At 61.9% G+C, this 24,065-nt stretch carries 22 protein-coding genes; 10 read left to right on the top strand and 12 right to left on the bottom strand.

Features of this window, described 5'->3' with window-relative positions:
* Positions 1 to 9: 9 nt before the first annotated feature.
* Both COW1_RS15985 and pilB read right to left on the bottom strand, forming a co-directional pair.
* Positions 10 to 1,230, bottom strand: coding sequence for a type II secretion system F family protein (locus tag COW1_RS15985; protein WP_201344743.1), 1,221 nt, complete (start codon positions 1,228 to 1,230; stop codon positions 10 to 12).
* A gap of 94 nt (positions 1,231 to 1,324) precedes the next feature.
* Positions 1,325 to 3,046: a type IV-A pilus assembly ATPase PilB gene (gene pilB / locus COW1_RS15990; protein ID WP_201344745.1), complete on the bottom strand. Its 1,722-nt coding sequence runs from the start codon at positions 3,044 to 3,046 to the stop codon at positions 1,325 to 1,327.
* A gap of 245 nt (positions 3,047 to 3,291) precedes the next feature.
* On the opposite strand from pilB, the gene COW1_RS15995 reads away from it, so the two are divergent.
* Positions 3,292 to 4,191, top strand: coding sequence for a hypothetical protein (locus COW1_RS15995; protein ID WP_201344747.1), 900 nt, complete (start codon positions 3,292 to 3,294; stop codon positions 4,189 to 4,191).
* Between the two features lie 7 nt (positions 4,192 to 4,198).
* Here the strand turns inward: COW1_RS15995 and COW1_RS16000 are convergent, their stop codons facing one another.
* The 8 genes from COW1_RS16000 to COW1_RS16035 all read right to left on the bottom strand — a co-directional run bounded on the left by COW1_RS16000 (position 4,199) and on the right by COW1_RS16035 (position 13,484).
* Positions 4,199 to 5,155: a lysylphosphatidylglycerol synthase transmembrane domain-containing protein gene (locus COW1_RS16000; RefSeq protein ID WP_201344749.1), complete on the bottom strand. Its 957-nt coding sequence runs from the start codon at positions 5,153 to 5,155 to the stop codon at positions 4,199 to 4,201.
* A 34-nt stretch (positions 5,156 to 5,189) separates the two neighbouring features.
* Positions 5,190 to 6,329 (bottom strand): glycosyltransferase family 4 protein, encoded by a 1,140-nt coding sequence (locus tag COW1_RS16005; protein WP_201344751.1) that lies wholly within the window; start codon positions 6,327 to 6,329, stop codon positions 5,190 to 5,192.
* Positions 6,330 to 6,350: 21 nt separating this feature from the next.
* Positions 6,351 to 7,196, bottom strand: coding sequence for a glycosyltransferase family 2 protein (locus tag COW1_RS16010; RefSeq protein ID WP_201344753.1), 846 nt, complete (start codon positions 7,194 to 7,196; stop codon positions 6,351 to 6,353).
* A gap of 22 nt (positions 7,197 to 7,218) precedes the next feature.
* Positions 7,219 to 9,192 (bottom strand): hypothetical protein, encoded by a 1,974-nt coding sequence (locus COW1_RS16015; RefSeq protein ID WP_201344755.1) that lies wholly within the window; start codon positions 9,190 to 9,192, stop codon positions 7,219 to 7,221.
* Between the two features lie 69 nt (positions 9,193 to 9,261).
* Positions 9,262 to 9,687, bottom strand: coding sequence for a pilin (locus COW1_RS16020; protein ID WP_201344757.1), 426 nt, complete (start codon positions 9,685 to 9,687; stop codon positions 9,262 to 9,264).
* Between the two features lie 310 nt (positions 9,688 to 9,997).
* Positions 9,998 to 11,347, bottom strand: a complete 1,350-nt coding sequence (locus COW1_RS16025) for a sigma-54 dependent transcriptional regulator (RefSeq protein WP_201344759.1) — start codon at positions 11,345 to 11,347, stop codon at positions 9,998 to 10,000.
* A gap of 278 nt (positions 11,348 to 11,625) precedes the next feature.
* Entirely contained in the window at positions 11,626 to 13,248 is a 1,623-nt protein-coding gene (locus COW1_RS16030; RefSeq protein ID WP_201344761.1) for an ATP-binding protein, read from the bottom strand.
* Positions 13,245 to 13,484, bottom strand: coding sequence for a PP0621 family protein (locus COW1_RS16035; protein ID WP_201344763.1), 240 nt, complete (start codon positions 13,482 to 13,484; stop codon positions 13,245 to 13,247). The genes COW1_RS16030 and COW1_RS16035 overlap by 4 nt, the downstream gene beginning before the upstream one ends.
* 227 nt (positions 13,485 to 13,711) lie before the next feature.
* Between COW1_RS16035 and sucC the strand changes: the two genes are divergently transcribed.
* From sucC to COW1_RS16055, 4 genes are all read left to right on the top strand, one after another.
* Entirely contained in the window at positions 13,712 to 14,896 is a 1,185-nt protein-coding gene (gene sucC / locus COW1_RS16040; protein ID WP_201344765.1) for an ADP-forming succinate--CoA ligase subunit beta, read from the top strand.
* Positions 14,897 to 14,988: 92 nt separating this feature from the next.
* Entirely contained in the window at positions 14,989 to 15,858 is an 870-nt protein-coding gene (sucD, locus tag COW1_RS16045) for a succinate--CoA ligase subunit alpha (RefSeq protein WP_201344767.1), read from the top strand.
* A gap of 13 nt (positions 15,859 to 15,871) precedes the next feature.
* Positions 15,872 to 17,524 (top strand): NAD+ synthase, encoded by a 1,653-nt coding sequence (locus COW1_RS16050; RefSeq protein WP_201344769.1) that lies wholly within the window; start codon positions 15,872 to 15,874, stop codon positions 17,522 to 17,524.
* A 284-nt stretch (positions 17,525 to 17,808) separates the two neighbouring features.
* Positions 17,809 to 18,147 carry a P-II family nitrogen regulator gene (locus COW1_RS16055; protein WP_096367034.1) on the top strand — a complete coding sequence of 113 codons (339 nt, stop codon included), beginning with the start codon at positions 17,809 to 17,811 and terminating at the stop codon, positions 18,145 to 18,147.
* Between the two features lie 197 nt (positions 18,148 to 18,344).
* On the opposite strand, the gene COW1_RS16060 is transcribed toward COW1_RS16055, so the two are convergent.
* On the bottom strand, positions 18,345 to 19,097 hold the full coding sequence (locus COW1_RS16060; protein ID WP_096367033.1) for an outer membrane protein assembly factor BamD: 753 nt from the start codon (positions 19,095 to 19,097) through the stop codon (positions 18,345 to 18,347).
* A gap of 94 nt (positions 19,098 to 19,191) precedes the next feature.
* Here COW1_RS16060 and rluD point away from each other — a divergent pair, with 94 nt between their 5' ends.
* The 5 genes from rluD (at position 19,192) to def (ending at position 23,231) form a co-directional block, all read left to right on the top strand.
* The gene (gene rluD / locus COW1_RS16065) at positions 19,192 to 20,154 is read left to right on the top strand and encodes a 23S rRNA pseudouridine(1911/1915/1917) synthase RluD (protein WP_370590873.1); all 963 of its coding nucleotides are present in this window, start codon (positions 19,192 to 19,194) and stop codon (positions 20,152 to 20,154) included.
* The gene (pgeF, locus tag COW1_RS16070) at positions 20,151 to 20,888 is read left to right on the top strand and encodes a peptidoglycan editing factor PgeF (protein ID WP_201344773.1); all 738 of its coding nucleotides are present in this window, start codon (positions 20,151 to 20,153) and stop codon (positions 20,886 to 20,888) included. The genes rluD and pgeF overlap by 4 nt, the downstream gene beginning before the upstream one ends.
* Before the next feature lie 287 nt (positions 20,889 to 21,175).
* The gene (locus COW1_RS16075) at positions 21,176 to 21,970 is read left to right on the top strand and encodes a ZIP family metal transporter (protein ID WP_096367030.1); all 795 of its coding nucleotides are present in this window, start codon (positions 21,176 to 21,178) and stop codon (positions 21,968 to 21,970) included.
* Between the two features lie 204 nt (positions 21,971 to 22,174).
* Complete coding sequence (locus tag COW1_RS16080; protein WP_201344775.1) at positions 22,175 to 22,696, top strand: glycine cleavage system protein R; 522 nt, start codon at positions 22,175 to 22,177, stop codon at positions 22,694 to 22,696.
* A gap of 25 nt (positions 22,697 to 22,721) precedes the next feature.
* Positions 22,722 to 23,231, top strand: a complete 510-nt coding sequence (def, locus tag COW1_RS16085; protein ID WP_096367028.1) for a peptide deformylase — start codon at positions 22,722 to 22,724, stop codon at positions 23,229 to 23,231.
* A gap of 138 nt (positions 23,232 to 23,369) precedes the next feature.
* On the opposite strand, the gene COW1_RS16090 is transcribed toward def, so the two are convergent.
* Positions 23,370 to 23,963, bottom strand: a complete 594-nt coding sequence (locus COW1_RS16090) for a DUF502 domain-containing protein (RefSeq protein WP_157745682.1) — start codon at positions 23,961 to 23,963, stop codon at positions 23,370 to 23,372.
* Between the last annotated feature and the right edge of the window lie 102 nt (positions 23,964 to 24,065).

Genomic DNA, 24,065 nt, shown 5'->3' on the forward strand with positions numbered 1-24,065 from the left:
GGTACAGGTTTATACGACCTGGCCCATCTTGAAGATCGGCAGATACATGGCGATGACCAGGCCGCCCACCAGCACGCCCAGGATCGCCATGATCAACGGCTCCAGCAGGCTGCTCAGGCCATCGACGGCGTCGTCGACCTCCTGCTCGTAGAAGTCGGCGACCTTGCTCAACATGGCGTCCAGCGAGCCGGCCTCCTCGCCGATGGCGACCATCTGCACCACCATATTGGGGAACAGGCCGGTCTGGTTCATTGCCAGCTGCAGCTGCAGACCGGTGGAGACCTGGTCGCGCATGCGCAGCACGGCATTGGAATAGACGCTGTTGCCGGTCGCACCCGCCACCGAGTCCAGCGCCTCGACCAGAGGCACGCCGGCGGCGAACATGGTGGACAGGGTGCGCGCATAACGGGCGATGGCGGCCTTGGTCAGGATGTCGCCGACAATGGGCAGCTTGAGTACGATCTTGTCCAGTGTGTGGTTGAAGGCGGGCGAGCGTCGCTTGGCCTGCATGAAACCATAGATCAGGCCGCCGATGATGCCGAATACCGCCCACCAGTAGGACTGCATGAACTCGGACAGGTCGATCACCATACGGGTGAAGGCCGGCAGATCGGCGCCGAAGCCGGCGAACAGTTCCTCGAACTGGGGGACCACGAAGATCAGCAGGATGGCGGTGACGATGAAGGCCACCACGATAACCGCCGTGGGGTAGAACAGGGCCTTCTTGATCTTGCTCTTCAGCGCCTCGGTCTTTTCCTTGTAGGTGGCGATCTTGTCCAGCAGCGTATCCAGCACACCTGCGGCCTCGCCGGCCTCGACCAGGTTGCACACCAGCTCGTCGAAATACAGGGGGTGTTTGGCCAGGGCGTCGCGCAGGTTGCTGCCGCCCTCGACGTCGGTCTTGATGGTCATGACCAGCTCCTGCATGGAGGGGTTCTCATGACCGCGGCCGATGATGTCGAAGGCCTGCACCAGGGGCACGCCGGCCGACATCATGGTGGCCAGCTGGCGGGTGAAGATGGCGATGTCCTTGGGCTCGATCTTCTTCTTCCGGCGGCCCGAGGCCAGGGCGGATTTCTTCTTCACCTTGAGCGGGGTGATGCCCTGGCGGCGCAGGTCGGCCTTGATCAGGTTCTGGTTATTGGCGCGGGTCTGGCCCTTGACCTTGTTGCCACGCCGGTCCGTGCCTTCCCAGACGAACATATCCTGTTTGAGCGCTTTCTCTGCCATCGTCCTTCTGTCCCTTGAGCTAATTCGTCGTCACAGGGTTGATTTCGTCGTCCCTGTAGGTCGGGTCAGCGAACAGCGTAACCCGACATTCCCCCTAGTCCTTGGTCACGCGGTTGACCTCTTCCAGGCCGGTGATGCCCTGCCTGACCTTCTCCAGCCCGCATTCGCGCAGGTCCATGATGCCTTCCTTCTTCGCCTGGTCGGCGAGCTGGAGGGCGTTGCCGCCGTCCATGATGATGCGGGACATCTCCTCGGAGATCTCCATGACCTGATATATACCAACGCGGCCCTTGTAGCCGCCCGTGCACTGGTCACAACCTTCGGGATTGGCCTTGTAGAGCTTCAGCCCCGAGACGTCCTCCTGCTTGAAGCCCTCTTCCAGCAGGGCGGCCTCGGGCACATCATCGACCTGCTTGCAGTTGTTGCACAGGCGCCGGGCCAGGCGCTGCGCGATGATCAGGTTCACGGCCGAGGCGATGTTGTAGGGCGGCACCCCCATGTTCATCAGGCGGGCCAGGGTCTGGGGCGCATCGTTGGTGTGCAGGGTGGACATCACCATGTGACCGGTCTGGGCCGCCTTGATGGCGATCTCGGCGGTTTCCAGGTCACGGATCTCACCCACCATGATGATGTCCGGGTCCTGGCGCAGGAAGGCGCGCAGGGCCTCGGCGAAGGTGAACCCGGTCTTGGGGTTCATGTTGCACTGGTTGATGCCCGGCAGGTTGATTTCCACCGGGTCCTCGCAGGTGGAGATGTTGCGATCCGGTGTGTTGAGGATATTCAGGCCGGTGTAGAGCGAGACCGTCTTACCCGAACCGGTCGGGCCGGTGACCAGAATCATGCCGTAGGGCTTGTTCAGGTTCTCCATGTAGAGTTGTTTCTGGTGCTCCTCGTAGCCCAGGGCGTCGATGCCCAGCTTGGCGCTGCTGGGGTCGAGGATACGCAGTACGATCTTCTCGCCGAACAGGGTCGGACAGGTATTCACACGAAAGTCGATGGCGCGGTTCTTGGACAGCTGCATCTTGATGCGCCCGTCCTGGGGGACGCGGCGCTCGGCGATGTCCATGCGGCTCATGACCTTGACGCGGGCGGCGATCTTGTTGGCCAGGTTCACCGGGGGGTTGGCCACCTCGTGCAGCACGCCGTCCTGGCGGATACGCACCCGGAAGGTCTTCTCGTAGGGCTCGATGTGGATGTCCGACGCCCCTTTGTTGATGGCGTCCAGCAGGATCTTGTTGACGAAACGCACCACCGGGGTGTCGTCCACCTCGGAGGAATCGAGGTCCTGGCCGGCGTCATCCTCGTCACCTGCCTGGATATCCAGATTGTCCAGATCGTCGTCCATGAGATCGGACATAGTGCTGTCCATGGCGTCCATGGCCGAGTCCAGGACCTTGGTGAGCTTGTCCTCCTCGACCAGAATGGGTTCGGTGGTGATGCCGGTGTGGAACTTGATCTCGTCCAGGGCGGCCAGGTTGGTGGGGTCGGAGACGGCGACGAACAGCCGGTTGCCGCGCTTGAACAGGGGCAGGGCGTTGTGCTGTCGGATGAGCTTCTCATCCACCAGCTTGAGCGGGGCCGTCTCCATGTCCATGACCGACAGGTCGAACAGCGGCACGCCGAACTCGGTACAGGCGGCATTGGCCACCTGCCGGCTGGTGCAGATCTTGTTGCCGACCAGGTATTTGACCAGCGGCTGCTTGTCGCGGTTGGCCGTCTCCAGGGCCTGGAGCATGTCGGGTTCAGAGATGATTTCGTCCAGCACCAGGCGGCGCGCCAGGCCGCTGAGCTGGATTTTTGGATTCGGTGATACCATGAGTTCCGTCTACACTCCCTGAAACTGTGCAACTCAATGAAACTTTTTGGAAAAGCGGCTCAGCCGATACTGGCCAAAATACCATTAGTGTGTCGGCAGAAGGTAGGGATTTCTTGAAGATAAATAAAATTTATCAATAATTATATTTTCTTATGAAAAAGCTGTATCAAGTACGTAACACCGCATATTATCAGGAATAGTTTCACTGTATAAGACGAGATTGGATCTCCGGAAGGGGTATTGAAGTGCAAGAGCAGTTGCAAAACCAGAAGATCGAGCAGCCTGTCGGTCTGGTGGTGTCAGGTGGGCGTACCGGAACGGCATTCCTGGGCAAGAATCTGGGGCGGGTATTTCCGGATTCGGTCGCGTTTCATGAGCCTGACACCATTCACCAGCGGCATTTGGTCGAAGACACCCGGTGGGTGGTGGCGAATTTCGGGATCTACCAGGGCCTGGTCGGAAAAATGCTGGGCAGGACTGGATTGCGTCACATCAGCGACAAATATGTCGCAGGCAGGATGACGGGAGACGAAGCTGCGCACCAGGTCATCAAGCACCGACAGCGATTCTATGCCGCACAGCATGCCGGACTCATAATCGAATCCAACTATGCGTTCTATGGGCTGCTGCCGGTCCTGCCCAGGGTTTTCAGCAATTACAAGGTGGTGGGCATCGTGCGGAACCCGGAATCATGGATACGCTCATACCTCAAGAAGAATGATCGCTATGGGGGCAGGGATTATGTCTCCATGCTTGGCCTGCGAATCAATCCCGAGATGATCGGAGACAGGCCGGCAGCGGAAAAGTGGAAAAGCATGAATGCGGCCGAGAGACTGGCGTGGTTCTGGACTCTGGTGTACAGCCGTATTGCCGATGCGGCAGACAGGGATCCGAATATCGACATCTACCGCTTCGAAGACCTTTTTTACCATGCCGAGAAACAATCGAATTTCATGGCAATGGCGAAATTTCTCGGACAATACAAGGGCAACAGCTTCGCGCCGCAAATCCAGGAGGGGATGCTGGAGAAGATCGAGAATGCGGCCCCGGAACGCAATATTGACGAAACTGATGAAGATGTACGCAGCGCCGTGGAGGCCTGGTGTGATCCACTCCGGCGGCGCTGGGGTTATGACAGGGACTGAATGAGGGCTAGATACGGTTCTGCTGACTGACCTGCATGCGGCGTATCAGCCGGGAGATGAATAACGGCCCGCATGTAAACGAGATGGCAAGGGCTGAAAGCCGGTCAAGAAGGGCGGCAGCCAGAACCGTGCCTGGCGGCAGCCCCAGGGCCGCGCCAATAGCCACAATCACGCCTTCCCTGATGCCGATGTTTCCAGGAAGCACGGAAAAGGCGATGCTTGCGGCTGCTGCAGTTTGGATAAGCAGTACTTGAAGTGCGGAGAGCCTGATGCCCGAAACATCGAAACTCAGCCACAATCGCGCCGACATCAGAAGAAAAGTTAATACAATCAGTGTCGAATAAACAGCCAGGGGTTTTGGCGCAGACGCGAATGAGGGCGCGTCGGCGAGGGCTGAAAAACGTCGGCCGAGATTGGATCTGCTGAACCAGCTGCTGATATGGCGTGCGAGCATCAGGACGGCGGCCGATGCCAGTCCGAGTACGGAAAACGCAACGATTATGGAGTTCAGGGCGGGGGAGTGAGGTAACGTCTGTATCAGCAGCATTCCGGTGATTGCGCCTATAATGCCGGCGATCAGGAGGTGGATGAGCTGCGCGGAAATGGTCGCGGCTGTGTAATGAGTCAGGGGAAGCCCGTGGGTGGTCCTGAAATAGATGCCGCGGGCGGCAATGCCGGCTTTGGCAGGAAAGTAATTCAGAAAATTGTTGCTTACGACCAGCGAGAAGGATTCGAGCTGTGACAGGTCAGTATTGTAGAACCTGAGCAGGATGCGTTGTTCCTGTCCCAGTAAGACAAATACCGAAACTGAAGCTGCCAGGAGAGCCAGGGCATAAGGCGCCCCAACGTAAGGAAGTGAACTCAGATCGGGCAGGTTGTGGTACAGGTAGACGCTGGCCAGTACCAGGAATGCCGATGAGACTGCCCCATAGAACAGCTTCTGCCCGCGTTTTCTGACGGTCACCTCGCGCTGCTCCGGATATATGCGGGTGAAGGCTCTAGGTGTGCAAGCATATGTGGCGGAGCCTTTCGCCGAAGCATTTCCATGAAAAATCCTCTGCAAACGATCTGCAGGCCATGTCAGGTGCGGTCTTCCCGGGGTTGAGGTAACTGCTCAGGCATTCGGCGAATGCTGCATCATCACCGGGATTGATCAACCTGCCCGATACGCCGTCCTCGACAGCGTCAGGAACGCCGCCAACGGAAAAGGCAACCGTGGGTGTGCCGTGTGCCGCGGCCTCAAGCGCAACCATGCCGAATCCTTCCACGTCGCCGGGGATATCCTGAACCGGGAAGACGAGAACGCTGCATGCAAAGTAGGCGTGGTCGAGTACGGGATCATGATAAGCCGGGGCGCCGAGAAAAAGAACATGTTCCTGAAGGTGATTGTCCGTTATCGAATTGCGGACCTGATCGAGAATGCGCCTGCCCTGGTGCAGGGCGTGCCGCGGCTCGTCACCTATCACTACGAGTCTGGCTGCGGGTACGGCATCGATTACCCGAGGGAGTATGTTCTGCGCAAATGGGGCAAGGCCTTTTCTCTCGTTTATTCGGCCAACATACAGCATCAGAGGGGCGTCGTGAAGGTTGTGCCGATGTAAGAAATCATTCGCTGCGTCCTGCGCCTGATCGAGGTCCGGCAGGTCCACGCCTGGATGAAGTATTTCTATATCCGCTTCATTGATTCCGGCGGCGATTGCGAGTCGTTTTGTGTTGCTGCTGTTGACAATCACGCGGTCGCAGCGCCGGATAAGCGGAATCCATATGAGCCGATAGAAATAATTTCTGATTTCTATATCCAGGCCATGCAGGTAGACAATCGATTTTGCGCGCGTCAGCCGGGAAAGGATGTATGCAATCGGAGCGGTCAGGCCGCTTCCGGCGAAGATGATCTGTGGGCGCCACCTCATCGAAATCAACGCGGCTGAGAACAAAAGCTGCGCAATGAACCGCCACAGCGGCCTGATTGGCACTTCGGTGATCACTGCTCCCTCTGGTGCATGCGCAGCCGAGCCTGTAGGGGCAACCGCACGCACGTCGAATTCGGTGCTCAGTTCATGCGCTATGTGCCATATCAGGCGCTCCATCCCGCCAATGATGGGTGGCATGTTGCGCGTCAGCAATAATAGTTTCGGCAAAGGGTCCATTCCGTGATGCGGTCAGTCCTTGTACATCAATTGCGTGATCTGTTCTGATATCAGCCCGATCAGAAATATCAGCACCGAGGTCGTGAGCAACAGCGCCGACATGTTCGTGAAGCGGCCATAATTGACGAATGTGTAGAGGTAATACCCGATTCCGATCATAAACATGCCTGCACTGGCGGGCACGAAGATCTTGAGAGGGGAGTAGAGGGTGGCTACCTTGAAAATGATGATCAGAAAACGGAGCCCGTCGCGCAACGGCCTGATGTGGCTCTTGCCCGTGCGGCGACTGGCTGCGATAGGTATGTAACCCACCGAGTATCCGGCACGGAAGAAAGCCATGGTGATGGTTGTGGGGTAGGAGAATCCGTTCGGAAGCAGATGGAGGAATTCGCGGAATTTATCACCACGGACGGCACGAAAGCCCGATGTGAGATCTTCGATCCTGTGTCCGGTCATGTAGCTTGCCAGCTTGTTGTAGATCGAATTGGCGATCCCGCGGCCGATGCTGGCCTGCGAGCCGCCGCTTCGAGCCCCGACAACCATGTCCATTCCACTCTCCAGCGTGCTCAGCAGGCGTGGAATATCGGCCGGGTCATGCTGGCCATCCCCATCCATGAAAACAATGATGTCTCCTTGAGCCGCACGCGCGCCGGTTTTAATTGCGGCGCCGTTTCCATGAGAATATGGGTGCTGGATAACTCTTGCGTTAAATTCTGCGCAGATTACGTCTGTGTTATCAGTGGAACCATCGTCGACCACGATGATCTCATCAGCGATTCCTAGTGCCTGTAAGCGTGGCAATAATGATTGCAGTGAAGGGCCTTCGTTCCGGGCTGGGATGACTATGCTGCATTTCATCGGTCGTGGTTGATCCTTTGGTTTAGGTCGTTTCTTCTTGGTGTTCTATAGCTTTTTTTATGCGTTTCCTTAGCGTTTCGATTTCGACCTTTCTCGAGGGTCTTAACAGGCGTCGTTTCGAGTCTGCCTCTAACGCGATATCGGTTTTTTCTAGTGCGTATTCATAAAGCCCTGCTGATGCCAGCATAACCGCCTGTTTCAAAGGGATGTCTGCTGTCGGCTGATGCTGAAAAACCCGATCCAGGGCAGTCATGGCGTTTGAAAGATCGCCTTGCGTTATATAAATATCGGCCTCGATATCATGCAGGTGGCTTGCGGCCTTTCTGGATACCGAGGCGAAAGGGGTTGACTGGAGTCTTCTGGTCAGTTTAAGCAGATGGTTGTGTGAAAAATCCTTGCACTGTCCTGCGGCGACAGTGGCCGCAAGCGTCCGCATTGCGCTCAGGATTTCAATGTTCAGGAAATATTTCTTATTATCTAAACGGCTAATGAGAGCGTTCATCTCGTCATGTGTCGGAAATTCGTTAATGCAGTTTGAGTTTATCAGGTGAATGCGTGCTGTGACTGCCTCAGGGAACTCCGATACGATCTGGTTGTAATAAGTGTTTGCGCGTTCATGGGCACCGTTTTCTGCAAGATATTGGGCAAAGGCCAAATTGGCCCTGAGTGACTGTGGATGCTCCATCGCCCATTTGGAGAATAATTGGCTGTCGTGGCTCCAGGCCTTCGATGTCTGGTGGGTAAGGGGGGGCATGACCAGTAGAAGCATGAGTGGGATGATCGGGAATATCTTCCGCATAGGAGGCAGTTGCAGCATGCCTGCACCTTTCACGCAATAATAAACAAGGGCCAATAGGGGGCCGAGCATGGGCAGATAGTTGCGGTGTTCAAAATACAGTTCCAAGGGCAGTATGGTCGACTCGATCGAGTGACCGATAAAGAACCATAGTATGGCTAAACTGAGTACCGGAGCGCGTTTTTTCATCGTGATGGCGATCATGCCAAGCGAAAAAAGAACGGCGACTGACAATGCTACCTGTATGGTTAAGCTGTCACGGATGGGGTAATCATCGTGAAACAGGCTCAGGCCAATGATCTTGGGGAACAGGATTTTATGCAGATAGTCGAGCAATATGGTCGCTTCGGTCAACAGGCGTTCACTCAGAGTGAATGGCCGGGTTGTGTAACCTGAAGTGATCCTGTCCTGCATGAGCCACAGTGTCAGTGCAGCAATGATGGTTGCTGCAAGTGCGGCGGTTACTGCCCGATAGCGTGGTGGAATCGACACTGGTGTCCGGATACGCAGGGGTGGAAGTCGGTTTGAAAAGCTGAATTCTATTGCCAGGATGAACAGGGGGAGTAGGATGCCGTTTTCCTTGCTCAGGGCCGCCAGTCCGGTAAACAGGGTCAGGTTGATACCGATCGCAGATAACTCACGCCAGTTGTAATGTTCTCGCAGTTGGAATCGCTGGCGCAGGTGAAGATGGATGACCAGACCTGCTAGAACGAAGATTGCCGATAGAATGGTCATCCGCTGTATGATGTACAGCACGGTCGTCGTGTTGAGAGGATGGAGTAAGAATAGGGCGGTTACGCCAAGTGAAACCAGTTCACGCTGCCCCATACCCAGAGGGCTCATGCGCAGGAGTTGACGTAAGAAGGTATAAAGTAGAACCCCGGCCAGTAGGTGCAGCAGCAGATTGTTGTTCCGATAGTCTCCAGGGTTGCCTGGCCAGTACTGATCGTCGAGCAGAAAACTCGCAAGCGATAGAGGTCGTCCTGTTGGGCCGGTGTCGCCTGAGGCAATGAAAATTAGGGCATTGCGGATTGATGTGATCCCGCCATGCGAATTGAGTGAGCGTAGACTTGCGGCGTCATCGAAAACGAAAAAACTGCCAAGCAGGCCAGGCTGGTAAATCAAGTAGGTGCCTGCCAATAAAACGAGAAAAATGGCTGCTATGGTCAGGTCTCGTAGATTGATTGTTTTGTGGTTCATGTTGGTTACGGGTAAAGCGAGAAAAGCCCCCGTTTGGAGGCTTTTCTCTGTGTGACTTATCCGCTGTGCTTAGCGGCAGTTTGCCGGCAGATATTTTGCGTCGACAGTGCCCGTATTACAGGTCCAGCTAACGCCTGTTGACGCTCCGGTTCCTACAAATACGATGGTGCCAGTTGCTGCGCCGAGGTTAGTAACAGTGTATGTGAGTTGGCCCTCGGTCGTGCTATTTTGAGCATATGCGATGTTCGACACATACGTGCTCTGACCTGCGTCTGTGCTGACACCCGACTGCGCAACAGTGGGCATCTGTCCCATGGAGATGTAATATTCCGAAACGCTCGACTTGTCCTTGGCAGCCAGGCCCATGATTTCTGAGACTTTCGCCCGGATGGTGTAATCCTGATAGGCCGGGATTGCGATGGCGGCCAGGATGCCGATGATCGCGACCACGATCATGAGTTCGATAAGGGTAAAACCCTGCTGTGTCTTCTTCATGGTGAATCTCCCAAAATTTATGTGTCGGTGGCGACGGCGGGGCCATGCTGGCGCCGGTCGTGGTCTCAGGGAAGCATGAGGTGTGCCATGTGGCTGGCCACTCTTTCCGGCATAGAATTAATATTATTAAAAACAGATAGATAATTATTTAAAGCGTTGTGGGTTGGGGCTGTTCTGGGCCTGCGCATGTGACGCCGGTCACAAAATTCCGTGGGTCCAGGTGACAAATTTTGTCACCTGGGTGACGTGTTGTGTCGCTGCGCTGAAGGGGGTGCAGTTGTGGGCATTCTGGGGATGACGGGCAGGGGACTCAGTCCAGTCCCAGCTTCTTAAGGCGGTAGCGCAGGGCGCGGAAACTCAGGCCCAGCAGTTCGGCGGCGGCGGTCTTGTTCTGATGGGTCTGTTCCAGGGCATCCAGTATCGCCTGTTTCTCGATCTCGCCCAGGTAGTCCTCCAGCGGGACGCTGCCGGGCGGCGGTGGATTACCGGCCGTGGTCGGTTGCTCGCTTGCCGTGTTCGTCTGCAGGTGCAGGTCTTCGACCTCGATCACCTCGCCTTCGGCCATGGTGACAGCGCGTTCCAGGATGTTTTCCAGCTCGCGCACGTTGCCGGCGAAGTCGTAGGCCTGCAGGGCCTGCACTGCGGTGTCGCTCAGCCGGTGCCGGGCGTCGTGGCCGAGCTTGTTCAGCAGGTGCTCGACCAGCCGGGGGATGTCTTCGCGCCGCTCGCGCAGGGGCGGGACCTTGAGTTCGATCACGTTGATGCGGAAGTACAGGTCCTGGCGGAAGTGGCCGTCGCGCACCAGCTGCTCCAGGTTCTTGTGGGTGGCGGTCAGCACCCGTACATCCACCGGCGCCTCGCGCTGCTCGCCCACCGGGCGCACGGCCTTCTCCTGGATGGCGCGCAGCAGCTTGACCTGCATGTGCAGGGGCAGTTCGGCGACCTCGTCCAGGAACAGGGTGCCGCCGCTGGCAGCCTGGAACAGCCCTTCCTTGTCGCCGGCCGCGCCGGTGAAGCTGCCTTTTTTGTGACCGAAGAACTCGCTTTCCATCAACTCGGCCGGGATGGCGCCGCAGTTCACGGCGATGAAGGGCTGTTCGGCGCGCGGGCCCTTGTCGTGGATCAGCCGGGCGACCAGTTCTTTGCCGGTGCCGGATTCGCCGCTGATGTAGACCGGCGCCTGGCTGCGGGCCAGCTTGGCGATCAGGGCGCGGATGCGCTGCATGGGGGCAGAGTCGCCGATCAGTTCGTCGCGGGAGCGACGGTCGCGCGCGGGAAAGCTGCGGGTATCGGAGAGTTTCAGTGCGGTGCCCACCAGGTTGCGCAGCACCTGCAGGTCCACCGGCTTGGAGACGAAGTCGAAGGCACCGGCCTTGAGCGCCTGCACAGCGGTGTCCATGTTGCCGTAGGCGGTGATCACGGCCACCGGCAGGTCGGGGCGGCCGGCCTGGATCTCGGCGACCAGGTCCAGGCCTGAGCCGTCGGGCAGGCGCATGTCGGTCAGGCACAGGTCGAAGCGTTCACCGTTGCCGAGTTGCGCGCGCGCCGCGGCCAGATCGGCGGCGGCGGTGGTGTCGATGCCCATGCGCCCGAGCGTGATCTCGATCAGCTCGAGGATGTCGGGTTCGTCATCGACAACGAGTGCGCGGTAGCGGGGCATGCGGGTTCCTGCGGTTGTGAGAATGCGCCACGAAATCCACTAAATCATAACATGTCTGATACGCAGCGCAGGATGGGTAGAGGCGTTGTGTGCCGTAACCCATCACAGGCGCGATGGGTTGCGCTTCGCTTCACCCATCCTACGGTACTTCAAAGAGCACCACGGAACACACGGAAAACACGAAAGGTTGAAAGCAATGCCGCCGGCGCGCAGCGCGCCGGCTAAGATAATGGATTTGTCCGTGCTTTCCGTGTATTCCGTGGCGCTCTTTCAGAATCTTAATCCACCCTCGCGAAGGTGATGCGGAAACAGCTGCCGCCTTCTTCACGCTCGATGTAGTTCAGCCGGGCGCGGTTGATTTCGGCCAGTTCGCGCGCCAGGTACAGTCCCAGGCCGGTGCCGTTGGCCGAGGTGGTGAAGAAGGGCTCGAAGATGCTGCCAAGGGCCTCGCTGTCGATGCCCGGGCCGTTGTCGATCACATCCAGGCAGGGCGCGCCGGATTCGGCGATCCGCCCGACCAGTTTCACCTCAAGTGTCTGGCCGCTGCGGCTGCCGTGGTTGAGCGCGTTCTGGATCAGGTTGCATACGAGCTGATTGAGCTGGCCCGGGTCGAACTCGATCTGCAGGTCGACCGGGTCGATGTCCACCGTGACGGTGTCGCTGTCCAGGTTCTGGTAGTTGATCATGTCGTCGACGAACTCGTTCAGCCAGTCGGCCAGCAGCAGTCGCTGCGGCTGGGTGGTGCCGCGGCGGGAGAGCTGCAGCACGTTCTCGACTATCCCGTTGACCCGGTCGGCGTGACTGGCAATGATCTCGACCAGCCGCCGGTCGGCGTCCCCGAGGTTCGGGCTCTCGCCCAGGAGTTGATCGGCGTGGCTGATCGCCCCGAGCGGATTGCGGATCTCGTGGGCGATGCTGGCGGTGAGCCGGCCCAGGGCCGCGAGCTTCATCTGCTGGGCCTGCTGGGCCATGAGTGCGGTGTCCTCCAGATAGATCAGGGTGGCCGCATCGGTGCCGCTGCCCAGGCGGGTGAAGCGCGGCTGCAGCACCGCCTCCGAGCGCGGCGGCTGGAAGACCTCCGGTTCCCGGCCGGGATTCTGCTGCCAGGTCCGCAGGGCCGCGGCCAGTTCCGGTGACAGGGCGGCCAGGCTTTCGGGCCGGGCTTCGGTGGGGATCTGCAGCATCACCCAGGCCGCGTCATTGATCAGTCGTATCCGTTCGCGGTGGTCCACCACCACAATGCCTGACTGCAGCCGTTGAACGATATATTCGTTAAGCCGGGCCAGGTTGGCCAGGTCCACGCCGCGCTGTTCGGCCAGGGCCTCGCTCTCGCGGATCCTTTTGGCCAGCAGCCAGGCCAGGCTGGCGGCGGTGAACAGGGTGATGCCGAGCAGGCCGACACGGGTGAACTGGGACGAGTCCAGGCCGGCATAGGTCAGGTAGCGGTAGGCGAATTCGGCCATCAGGGCCAGGGTGGCGACGGCGGCGAAGAAGAAGGCCATGCGCCCCGGCATCAGCATGGCGCCGGCGATCACGGCCAGCACCAGCAGGATGCCCAGTCCGCTGTCCAGCCCGCCGCTGGCATACATCAACAGCACGATGGCGAGGATATCCACCGTGATCTGCAGCAGCACCTGCAGCTGGAAACCCGGGCGGCGCAGCCGGGTGCTGAAGCCGACCACCAGGGCGAACAGGAAGTAGCCCAGGCTGACTACGGCGTAGAGCCAGGGGTTGTCGCTGCCCAGGTTGCGTGCGCCGGGGAGCAGGAAGAACAGCAGCACCAGCAGTGCGGCCAGCACCAGACGGTAGAGGGTGAGAAAGCGCAGCGGCTTCCAGGTCAGTGAATCCTGCCGGTCGGCGTTGCGCAGGGCGGAGGGGACGGCGTAGCCGGTCCGCTTCATTGATCCCTGCCGTCGGCCAGGCGGTGCGCCTCGGAACAGTAGTGGCGGCCGTTCGCCTCGATGGCCTCGTCCTTCGGCACGAACAGACCACAGTAGTCACAGCGCGCCATGCTGCCGTCGATACGCTTGTCCCGGGTGTGTGAAACCCGGCTGGACGGCTTGTTCTGCCAGCGCTTGATCAGCTGCCAGACGAGGTAGACGACGATGCCGAGGATGATGAGGCGGATGAGTCCCATCGCGCTAGTTTCCCGTGTCTGGGCGTTGCAGGCAAGCGTGGGTGGTGCGCAGAAACGCCCCTTCCCCTCAATCCTCTCCCACGAGGGGGAGGGGAAGCTGTCTTCCTCCCCCTTGACGGGGGAGGATTGAGCAGGGGGCGACAGGGTATACCAGCAGACGTCGCTTTTGCGCCCGAAGCCGGAATGTTCCAGAATAGCCGCCACAATAACAGTCAGGACGCCTCGCGATGAATCTGCACGAATACCAGGCCAAGCAGCTGTTCGCCGAATACGGCATCCCGGTGCCGCCGGGGTTGATCGTGCGCAGCGCCGACGAGGCCGCCCAGGCCGCGGACAAGCTCGGCGGCAGCCGCTGGGTGGTCAAGGCCCAGGTGCATGCCGGCGGCCGCGGCAAGGCCGGCGGGATTCACATCGTCGACAGCCCGGCGGCGGTGGGCGAGGCCGCGGATTCCCTGCTCGGCAGTCGGCTGGTCACCCACCAGACCGGCCCCGGGGGACTGCCCATCGAGACCCTGCTGGTCGAGCAGCCCAGCGCGGTGGCGCGCGAACTCTATGTCGGTGCCCTGGTCGACCGCGCCGCCGAGCGTTTGGTGGTCATGGCCTCGGCCAGCGGCGGCATGGACATCGAGCAGGTCGCCGCCACCGATCCCGCCGCCATCCTGACCGAGCACGCCGATCCGGCCGCCGGCCTGCAGCCCTACCAGTGCCGCAAGCTGGCCTTCGCGCTGGGACTGGAAGGCAAACAGATCGGCGCCTTCACCCGCATCCTGCTGGGCCTGGCGCGGCTGTTCCAGGACCGCGATCTCAGCCTGGTCGAGATCAACCCGCTGATCGTCACCGAGGCCGGCGAACTGGTCGCGCTGGATGCCAAGATCAATGTCGACGACAACGCCCTCTACCGGCAGACGGCGCTGGGCGAGATGTACGACCCCAGCCAGGAGGACGAGAAGGAGCGCCGTGCCCGCGAGCACGACCTCAACTACATCACCCTGGACGGCAACATTGCCTGCATGGTCAACGGCGCCGGTCTGGCCATGGCTACCATGGACCTGATCAAGCTGCACGGCGGCGAGCCGGCGAACTTCCTGGATGTGGGCGGCGGCGCGACGGCCGAGCGGGTGGCCGAGGCCTTCAAGCTGATCCTGTCCGATCCCAAGGTCGAGGCCATCCTGGTCAATATCTTCGGCGGCATCGTGCGCTGCGATCTCATCGCCGAAGGGATCATCCAGGCGGTGCGCGAAGTCCATGTGCAGCTGCCGGTGGTGGTGCGGCTGGAGGGCACCAATGTCGAGCGCGGCCTCGAACTGCTGGCCGAGTCCGGGTTCAATATCACGACAGCAGAACACCTGACCGATGCGGCCGACAAGGTCGTTGCGGCCGCCGCACGGGGGGAAGCGAGTAGGTCGGGTTAGCGCAGCGTAACCCGACGATGTGCGGCCAAGGTGTCGGATTACGCCCTTCGGGCTAATCCGACCTACGGGAGTTACAACCTGGAACTATATTCATGAGTATTCTGGTCGACAGCAGCACCCGCGTCATCTGCCAGGGCTTCACCGGCAAGCAGGGGACCTTTCACTCCGAACAGGCCATCGCTTATGGAACAAACCTGGTCGGCGGCGTCACCCCCGGCAAGGGCGGCCAGACCCACCTGGACCGGCCGGTGTTCGACACCGTCAGCCAGGCCGTGGCCGAGACCGGTGCCGACGCCAGCATGATCTATGTGCCGCCGGCCTTCGCCGCCGATGCCATCCTGGAGGCGGCCGACGCCGGCATCCGCGTGATCGTCTGCATCACCGAAGGCATCCCGGTGCAGGACATGCTGAAGGTGAAGGCCGCCCTGCGTGGTAGCGGGGTGGATCTGATCGGTCCGAACTGCCCCGGCGTGATCACGCCCGGCGCCTGCAAGATCGGCATCATGCCCGGCTTCATCCATAAGCCGGGCGGCATCGGCATCGTCTCCCGCTCCGGCACGCTCACCTACGAGGCCGTCTACCAGACCACCCTGGCCGGGCTGGGCCAGACCACCTGTGTGGGCATCGGCGGCGATCCCGTCCACGGGCTGGAGTTCATCGACTGCCTGCAGCGTTTCGAGGCCGACCCCGATACCCGCGGCATCATCCTGGTCGGTGAGATCGGCGGCAGCGCCGAGGAGCAGGCCGCCGAGTTCATCCAGGCGCAGGTGAGCAAGCCGGTGGTGGCCTACATCGCCGGTGTGACGGCGCCGAAAGGCAAGCGCATGGGCCACGCCGGGGCCATCATCAGCGGCGGCAGCGGCACGGCCGAAGCCAAGATCGCTGCGCTCGAGGGCGCCGGCGTCACCGTGGTGCGCTCCCCGGCGCAGATGGGCCAGGCCATGGCCGGTCTGCTCGGTTAGCGGGACGCAATCCATGAGCCGCAGCCTGCGTCTGGTGATGGCCCAGATGGACTTCCTGGTCGGGGACGTCCACGGCAATGCGCGCGAGGTGGTCGCCGCCGCCCTGCGTGCCCGCGACGAGTTCCAGGCCGATGCGGTGCTGTTCCCGGAACTGGCCCTGACCGGCTATCCGCCCGAAGATCTGCTGCTGCGCCCGGGGCTGCACATCCATGTGCTGGAGGCGCTGGAGTATATAAAGAAGCGGGTCGAAGGCATCCATGTCATCGTCGGCCATCCCCAGCAGAGCCCGGCCGGGCTGCACAACGCGGCTTCGGTCATCCGTGACGGGCGCATCCTGGCCACCTGCTTCAAGCAGCACCTGCCCAACTATCTGGTCTTCGACGAGGTGCGCTACTTCGCCCCGGGCGAGGGCGGCTGCGTGGTCGGGATCAATGGCGCGAAGCTGGGCGTGACCATCTGCGAGGACATCTGGAGCCCCGGCCCCTGCGCCCGACTCCGGGAGCAGGGCGCGGATCTGATCGTCAACATCAATGCCTCCCCCTTCCATGTCGGCAAGAGCGCCGAGCGCGAGGCGGTGGTGCGCGACCGGGTCAGGGAAACCGGTCTGCCGGTGGTCTACGCCAACCTGGTCGGCGGCCAGGACGAACTGGTGTTCGACGGCGAGTCCTTCGTCATGGACGGGGCCGGCACCATCACCCAGCGCGCGCCGGCCTGCACGGCCGGGCTGTATCCGGTCGAGTTGCGCGACGAGGGCGAGGGCTGGCGGCCGGTGCCGGGCGAGGTCACGCCGCTGCCCTCGGTGATCGAGAGCGTCTACAGGACCCTGGTGCTGGGCGTGCGCGACTATGCGCACAAGAACAGCTTCCGCGGCGCGGTGCTGGGCCTGTCGGGCGGCATCGACTCGGCCGTGACCCTGGCCGTGGCGGTGGATGCGCTCGGCCCGGATCAGGTCGAGGCGGTGCTGATGCCCTCGCGCTTTACCGCCGACATGAGCATCGAGGACGCCCGCGCCGAGGCCGATACCCTGGGTGTGACCCACCGCACCATCCCTATCGAGCAGCCCTTTGCCGCCTTCCTCGGGGTGCTGGAAAAGGAGTTCGCCGGACGCGAACCGGACGTGACCGAGGAGAACATCCAGGCCCGCTGCCGCGGCATCATCCTGATGGCTATCTCCAACAAGTTCGGGAAGATCCTGCTGTCCACCGGCAACAAGAGCGAGGTGGCGGTGGGCTATTCCACCCTCTATGGCGACATGGCCGGCGGCTTCGCCCCGATCAAGGACGTGCCCAAGACCCGGGTCTATGAACTGGCCGAATACATCAACCGCGAACGCGAGATCATTCCGCACCGGGTCCTGGTGCGCCCGCCCTCGGCCGAGCTGGCCCCCGACCAGCAGGACCAGGACAGCCTGCCGCCCTACCCGGTGCTGGATGCCATCCTGGAGCGCTATGTCGAGCGCGACCAGGGCATCGGCGACATCGTCGCCGAGGGCTACGACGAGGCAATAGTGCGCCGGGTGGTGTGGCTGGTGGACAAGAACGAGTACAAGCGCCGCCAGGCCCCGCCCGGGGTGCGCATCACCGGGCGCGCCTTCGGCCGCGACCGACGCTATCCCATCACCTCGGGCTATCTCGCTACCCAGCTGCAGGACAAGCAGGATGTGTGACAAGAGCGCCACGGAATACACGGAAGGCACGGAAAATCCCACAAAAATAAAAATTGGCTCCGTCATTGCGAGGCGCACAGCGCCGTGGCAATCTCTTGCCGACTGGTGCTTCATTACGAGATTGCCACGCTGCGCTCGCAATGACGTGGATGATTTTTTTATTTGTCCGTGCTTTCCGTGCCTTCCGTGTATTCCGTGGCGCTCTTGATTGTATGCCGGGCGCTTTTCCCGCAACCCGCTTTGCGGTATCGTGCCCGGATTCCCGCATCCGCCGGAGATGAGTAATGAAAAAAGTCGAAGCCATCATCAAGCCGTTCAAGCTCGACGACGTGCGCGAGGCCCTGTCGGAGATCGGTATCGCCGGCATGACCGCCATCGAGGTCAAGGGCTTCGGGCGCCAGAAGGGACACACGGAGTTGTACCGGGGGGCGGAGTACGTAGTCGACTTCCTGCCCAAGGTGAAGCTCGAGATCGTGGTCAACGAGGACCAGGTCGAGCGCTGCATCGAGGCGGTCACCAACGCCGCGCGCACCGGCAAGATCGGCGACGGCAAGATCTTCGTCACCGAGGTCGAAAAGGTCGTGCGCATCCGCACCGGGGAAGAGGATCAGGAAGCGATCTGAAGGAAGTTCAAGAGCGCCACGGAATACACGGACAAAGTGATCAGGATGCATCCGTAGGTCGGGTTAGCCCGAAGGGCGTAACCCGACGTAGCTGCCAGGCCTGTCGGGTTACGCTGCGCTAACCCGACCTACATGTCCCGAAACGGGCAACATGAAATCTTCCGTGCCTTCCGTGTATTCCGTGGCGCTCTTGCTCTTTACAGCTCCGCCGCCCGCTCCGGATAGTTCAGGCGATAGATGCGCAGGGTATCCGCGGCCAGTTCGTCCAGCCCCAGCTTGCGATAGCCCCGTACCATGATCTCCAGCGCCCCGGGGATTGCCGGGGTGTTCTGGAAATTCCTGATCACCCGTTCGGCGCGGTTGACCGCGGCGACATAGGCCCCCCGGCGCATGTAGTAATCGGCCACATTCACTTCGTGCTGGGCCAGGTTGTTGCGCAGGTGACGCATGCGCAGGGTGGCATCCTCGGCGTAGCGGCTGTCGGGGAAGCGCCGGACCAGTTCCTGGAAGTCGAAGAAGGAATCCCGCGCCGCGCCCGGGTCGCGTTCGGATTCGTCCTGCGGCAGTATCCGGTCGATGATGTTGCGGCCGCGGTTGAAGTTCGCCAGTCCCTTCAGATAGTAGGCATAATCCAGGTGCGGATGGCGTGGGTAGGTCTTGATGAAGCGGTCCAGGGTGGCGATGGCCGAGTCCGGCTCGTCATACTTGTAATAGGCGTAGGCCGACTCCAGCAGCGCCTGCTGGGCGTAGCGGCCGAAGGGGTAGCGGGCCTCGAGCTTCTCGTACAGGTCGATGGCCTGCTCGTAATTCTTGCTCTGCAGCGAGTCCCGGGCCTCGGTGTAGAGCTTCTGCGCCGACCAGTCCCGGGTCTTGTCGATCTTGTCGGGCAGCAGGCCGCAGCCGGCCGTCAGACTGATCAGGACGAGGAGGCAGAGGATTTTTCGCAGCATGGATGTCGGACTCGCTGGCCTGCTGGGTGACGAACCGGCAGTATAACTGAATCGGTATCGCCTCGTCGCCCGTGGGCGGGAAATGGAAGCAACGGTGAACGAACGTATACAGCTGCAGGCGACCCTGCCGCCGGAGGCGGCCGGCAAGCGCCTGGACCAGATCCTGAGCGAGGTCTTCGCTGACTACTCGCGCAGCCGCATCCAGCAGTGGATCCGTGCCGGCGAGGTGCGGCTGGACGGAACCGTATGCGCGCTGCCGCGCCAGCGTCTTGCGGGCGGCGAGCGGGTTGAGATCGCCGCCGAGCTGCCCCGGGCCGGGCCGGTCGAGGCCCAGGCCATCCCGCTGGAGATCGTGCACGAGGATGCGGCCCTGCTGGTGATCAACAAGCCGCCCGGCCTGGTGGTGCACCCGGCCGCCGGCAATCCCGACCGGACCCTGCAGAATGCCCTGCTGCACCATGACCCGGCGCTGGCGCACCTGCCGCGGGCCGGTATCGTGCACCGGCTGGACAAGGACACCAGCGGCCTGATGGTGGTCGCCCGTACCCTGCCGGCGCATCACGCCCTGGTCGCGCAATTGCAGGCGCGCAGCGTGACCCGCGAATACCTGGCCCTGGTGCAGGGCATGCTGACGGCCGGCGGCACGGTGGAGGCCAACATCGGCCGCCACCCGGTGGACCGCAAGCGCATGGCGGTGCGCCGCAACGGCGGCAAGCCGGCCGTGACCCACTACCGGGTCGAGCGGCGTTTCCGCGGTCACACCCTGCTGCGGGTGCGGCTGGAGACCGGGCGCACCCATCAGATCCGGGTGCATATGGCGCATCTCCGCCATCCCATCGTCGGTGACCCGGTCTATGGCGGGCGGATGAAACTGCCGGCCGGTGCCGGTGAGGCGGCGCGCGCCGCGCTGCAGGGCTTTCGCCGCCAGGCCCTGCACGCCGAACGCCTGGCCCTGGTGCACCCGGCAACCGGTGAGGCCTGCGCCTGGGAGGCCCCGATGCCCGCGGACATGCAGCGTCTGATCGAGGTGCTGGACGCGGACCGGGAGGCCTCATGACGCGCGGTCATGACTGGATCGTCCCCGACTGGCCGGCCCCGGCCGGCGTGCAGGCAGTGAGCACCACCCGTGCCGGCGGTGTGAGCACCGGGCCCTATGCCAGTCTGAACCTGGCCGGGCATGTCGGGGACGATCCGGCGGCGGTTGCCGCCAATCGCGCCCGCCTGCGCGAAGCCCTCTCACTTCCGACGGAGCCGGCCTGGCTGGAACAGGTACACGGTACCGGCATCCTCGACCTGGACAGTGCCGCACCCGGTCCGGCCGACGGGGCCGTGGCCGGGGGGGCGGGACGGGTCTGTGTGGTGATGACGGCCGACTGTCTGCCGTTGCTGCTGTGCGCGCGCGACGCTGACCGGGTCGGGGCGGTCCATGCCGGCTGGCGCGGCCTCGCCGCCGGAGTGATCGAGGCCGGGCTGGACCGGCTGGGCGTTCCCGGCGGATCGGTGCTGGCCTGGCTGGGGCCGGCCATCGGTCCGGCGGCCTTCGCCGTGGGTGAAGAGGTGCGGGAGGCCTTCGTCAGCCAGGATCCCCATGCCGCGCAGGCGTTTCAGCACCGGGATGGTGAACTGTATGCCGATCTCTATGCGCTGGCACGTCAGCGCCTGGAGGCGCGCGGCGTAACGGCTATCTACGGCGGCGGCCGCTGCACCTGGAGCGAGCCGGAACACTTCTATTCCTACCGCCGCGACGGTGCCACCGGGCGCATGGCCAGCCTGATCTGGCTGGGTGGATGAGCCGGGCAGCGGTGACAATAACGCTGAGGATGCAGAGGCGCGGAGACGCAGAGATTTTTTATATTCATGAAGGCCCTGATTTCTCCGTCATGCCGGCGAAGGCCGGTATCTGTATGTCTTAACCCTCTGGATCCCGGCCTTCGCCGGGATGACGAAATGGAAATGGATCATAGTTCCTCTGCGTCTCTGCGCCTCCGCGTCCTCTGCGTTCACGCCGCCACCCCGGGATTACTCCGCACGCCCGCTGCGGTATGATCCCGGTTTCGCCGTAGAATAATGTCGATGCCATGCCGTTACTGAGTTGGATCCTGCTGTTCTGCCTGCTGGGCGGCGCGCTGAGCGTGATTGCCGCCGGCGCCTACCTGCTGTTCCCCGAGCGGGTCAGAACGGCCCTGCTGCCGCACCTGGTCAGCTTCGCCATCGGCGCCCTGCTGGGCGCGGCCTTCCTGGCCCTGCTGCCGCATGCCCTGGCCTCGCCCGGGATCGACGATTACCACATCATCTCCGGCACTGTGCTGCTGGGCGTGCTGGGCTTTTTCCTGCTGGAGAAACTGGTGCTGTGGCGCCACTGCCACGAGGCCCACTGCGAGGTCCATGCCGTCGACGAGCCCGAGGCGCACGACCACGGCCACAGCCCGGCCGCCGGCACCCTGATACTGGTCGGCGATGCCGTGCACAACCTGGTCGATGGCGTGTTGATCGGCGCGGCCTTCCTGACCGATATTCATCTGGGAATCGTGACCAGCCTGGCGGTGGCCGCCCACGAGATCCCGCAGGAGGTGGGTGATTTCGCCATCCTGCTCAACAACGGCTACAGCCGCCTGCGGGCCTTCGTCTTCAATATCATTTCCAGCCTGGCGACCCTGGTCGGCGGCGTGATCGCCTATGTCAGCCTCAAGCAGGCCGAGGCCGCACTGCCCTTTGTGCTGGCCATTGCCGCCTCCAGCTTCATCTATGTCGCCGTGGCCGACCTGATCCCGGGCCTGCACAAGCGGGTGCACGCTGCCGCCACCGCCCAGCAGGTGGTCCTGATCGCCGCCGGCGTGCTGGTCATCTACGCCGCCCACGCGACGTTGCATTGAGGAGAAAAAGCGCCACGGAAAACACGGAAAGCACGGACAATTGCATGTTCCTTGCTGCAGCATCTGTAGGTCGGGTTAGCGAAGCGTAACCCGACGCAGTCCGCGGTTCGTGTGTCGGGTTATGCCCTGCGGGCTGATCCGACCTACGCATCATTGACTTCATATTTTCCGTGCTTTCCGTGGCCATTTTTTACGGAGAAACTTATGAGCGGATGGTTCATGGTGACGCTGGTCGGCGCGGACCGGCCCGGGATCGTGGCCAAGGTGGCCTCGGCCCTGTTCGAGGGCGGGGCCAACCTCGGCGAGGCCTCGATGATGCGCCTGGGCGGCAACTTCACCATCATGCTGATGGTGAGGTTCGGCGGCAGTGTGAAGCAGCTGCAGTCGCTGCTGGACAACGAGGCCGAATCACTCGGTCTGCGTCTGCATGTGGACCGGATCGAGGGCGGTCTGCATCGGCACCATATTCCGGATGTGCGGGTGACCGTCTACGGCGCCGACCGCGCCGGGATCGTTGCCCAGGTCACTTCGGCCCTGGCCGAGGCGGGCCTGGATATCACCGATCTGCAGTCCGACGTCGGCGGCAGCGAGACCGAACCGCTCTATGTCATGACCATCGAGGGTCGGGCCCGCGAGGGCATCGAGGCCCTGCGCTCGGCGCTGGAGATCGTGCATCGCGAGGGCATGGACGTGGACATCGAGCCGATCGAGACGCTGATCGGGTGAGGCAGCGTTTACCCGGAACCCAAGCATGGCTGTTTTTGACATCCTGACCTATCCCGACGAGCGCCTGAAGCAGGTCTCCGAACCGGTGGCCGCGTTCGATCAGTCGCTGCGTGATTTCATCGCCGATCTGGAACAGACCCGCCGCACCGGTCCCGGGGCGGTGGGCATCGCCGCGCCGCAGGTGGGACAGTTCATCCGGGTGGTGATCGTGGATGTGTCGCAGATGAAAAAGCCGGTGCCGAATCACGGCTACCTGGTGCTGGTCAATCCCGAAATCACCGAGTGGGAGGGCTATGCCCTGGGGCGGGAAGGCTGCCTGTCGGTGCCGGACTACACCGGCAACGTGATCCGGGCCGAACGCGTCCACCTGGAGGCGTGCGATCCCGACGGCAATCCGCTGACCTTCGACATGGAGGGGTTCGAGGCACGCGCCGTGCAGCACGAGATGGACCACCTGGACGGGCTGCTGTTCCTCGACCGGCTGGTCAGCCGGCGCAACGACCTGTTCCGGCGCAAGGTGTACAAAAAATCCTGAGAGCGCCACGGAATACACGGAAAATTGCGTGTAGACAATGCCGGCCTGTTGCCCGGCGCGCAGCGTCGGGGCAACATATTGATATTCTCATGTCCGTGTTTTCCGTGTTTTCCGTGTATTCCGTGGCGCTCTTGAACTTCATTTCTCCCCACCCTTCACCCCCGCGGTGATGACGAACCGCAGCGCATCCTCCATCGGCATGTCCACCGGCTCCAGCCGGTCGCGGTTGATCAGCAGCGTGTAGCCACCGAGCTGGTAGCTCATGGGCAGGTAGACCAGCACCCGCTGGCTGTCGCCGCCCTCCGCGTTGTTTGCCAGCTTCGGATCCGGGTCCGTGACCAGGCCGATCACTTCGGTATCATCCCAGAGCCTGACCTTCACCGGTCGCCCGGTGTCCTGACGGTCCTGCATATGGGCAACGAAATCGGTGAAGTCGCTGATGGTGGAGTAGAGCGTCTTGATGATGGGAATTCGGCGGAACACGGCGTCGTTGAGCCGCAGCAGCAGCTTCATCAGCGGCAGCCGCACCACCAGGCCGATGATCGTGATGACGATCAGGGCCAGCACCAGTCCGGTGCCCGGCCAGTACCAGCCCTCCGGCAGCAGCAGCCGTACTGCCCGCCCCATGATGCGTTCCGCGCCCATGGCGAGCAGCCAGGCCAGGTAGAGGGTCAGGGTCACCGGCAGCACGGTCGCCAGGCCCTGCAGGAATGCCTTGCCGATCTGATTCATAAGCCGTTCCTCCGCTTGCCGGCGATGCCCGGTCGAGCCGCCCGTGGGGCCGATCATACCCATCCCGCCGCCCGCGAGACAGCCGCCGGGGTCACGTTCTGC

Source organism: Thiohalobacter sp. COW1, from assembly GCF_016629505.1.
GTDB lineage: Bacteria > Pseudomonadota > Gammaproteobacteria > Thiohalobacterales > Thiohalobacteraceae > Thiohalobacter > Thiohalobacter thiocyanaticus_A.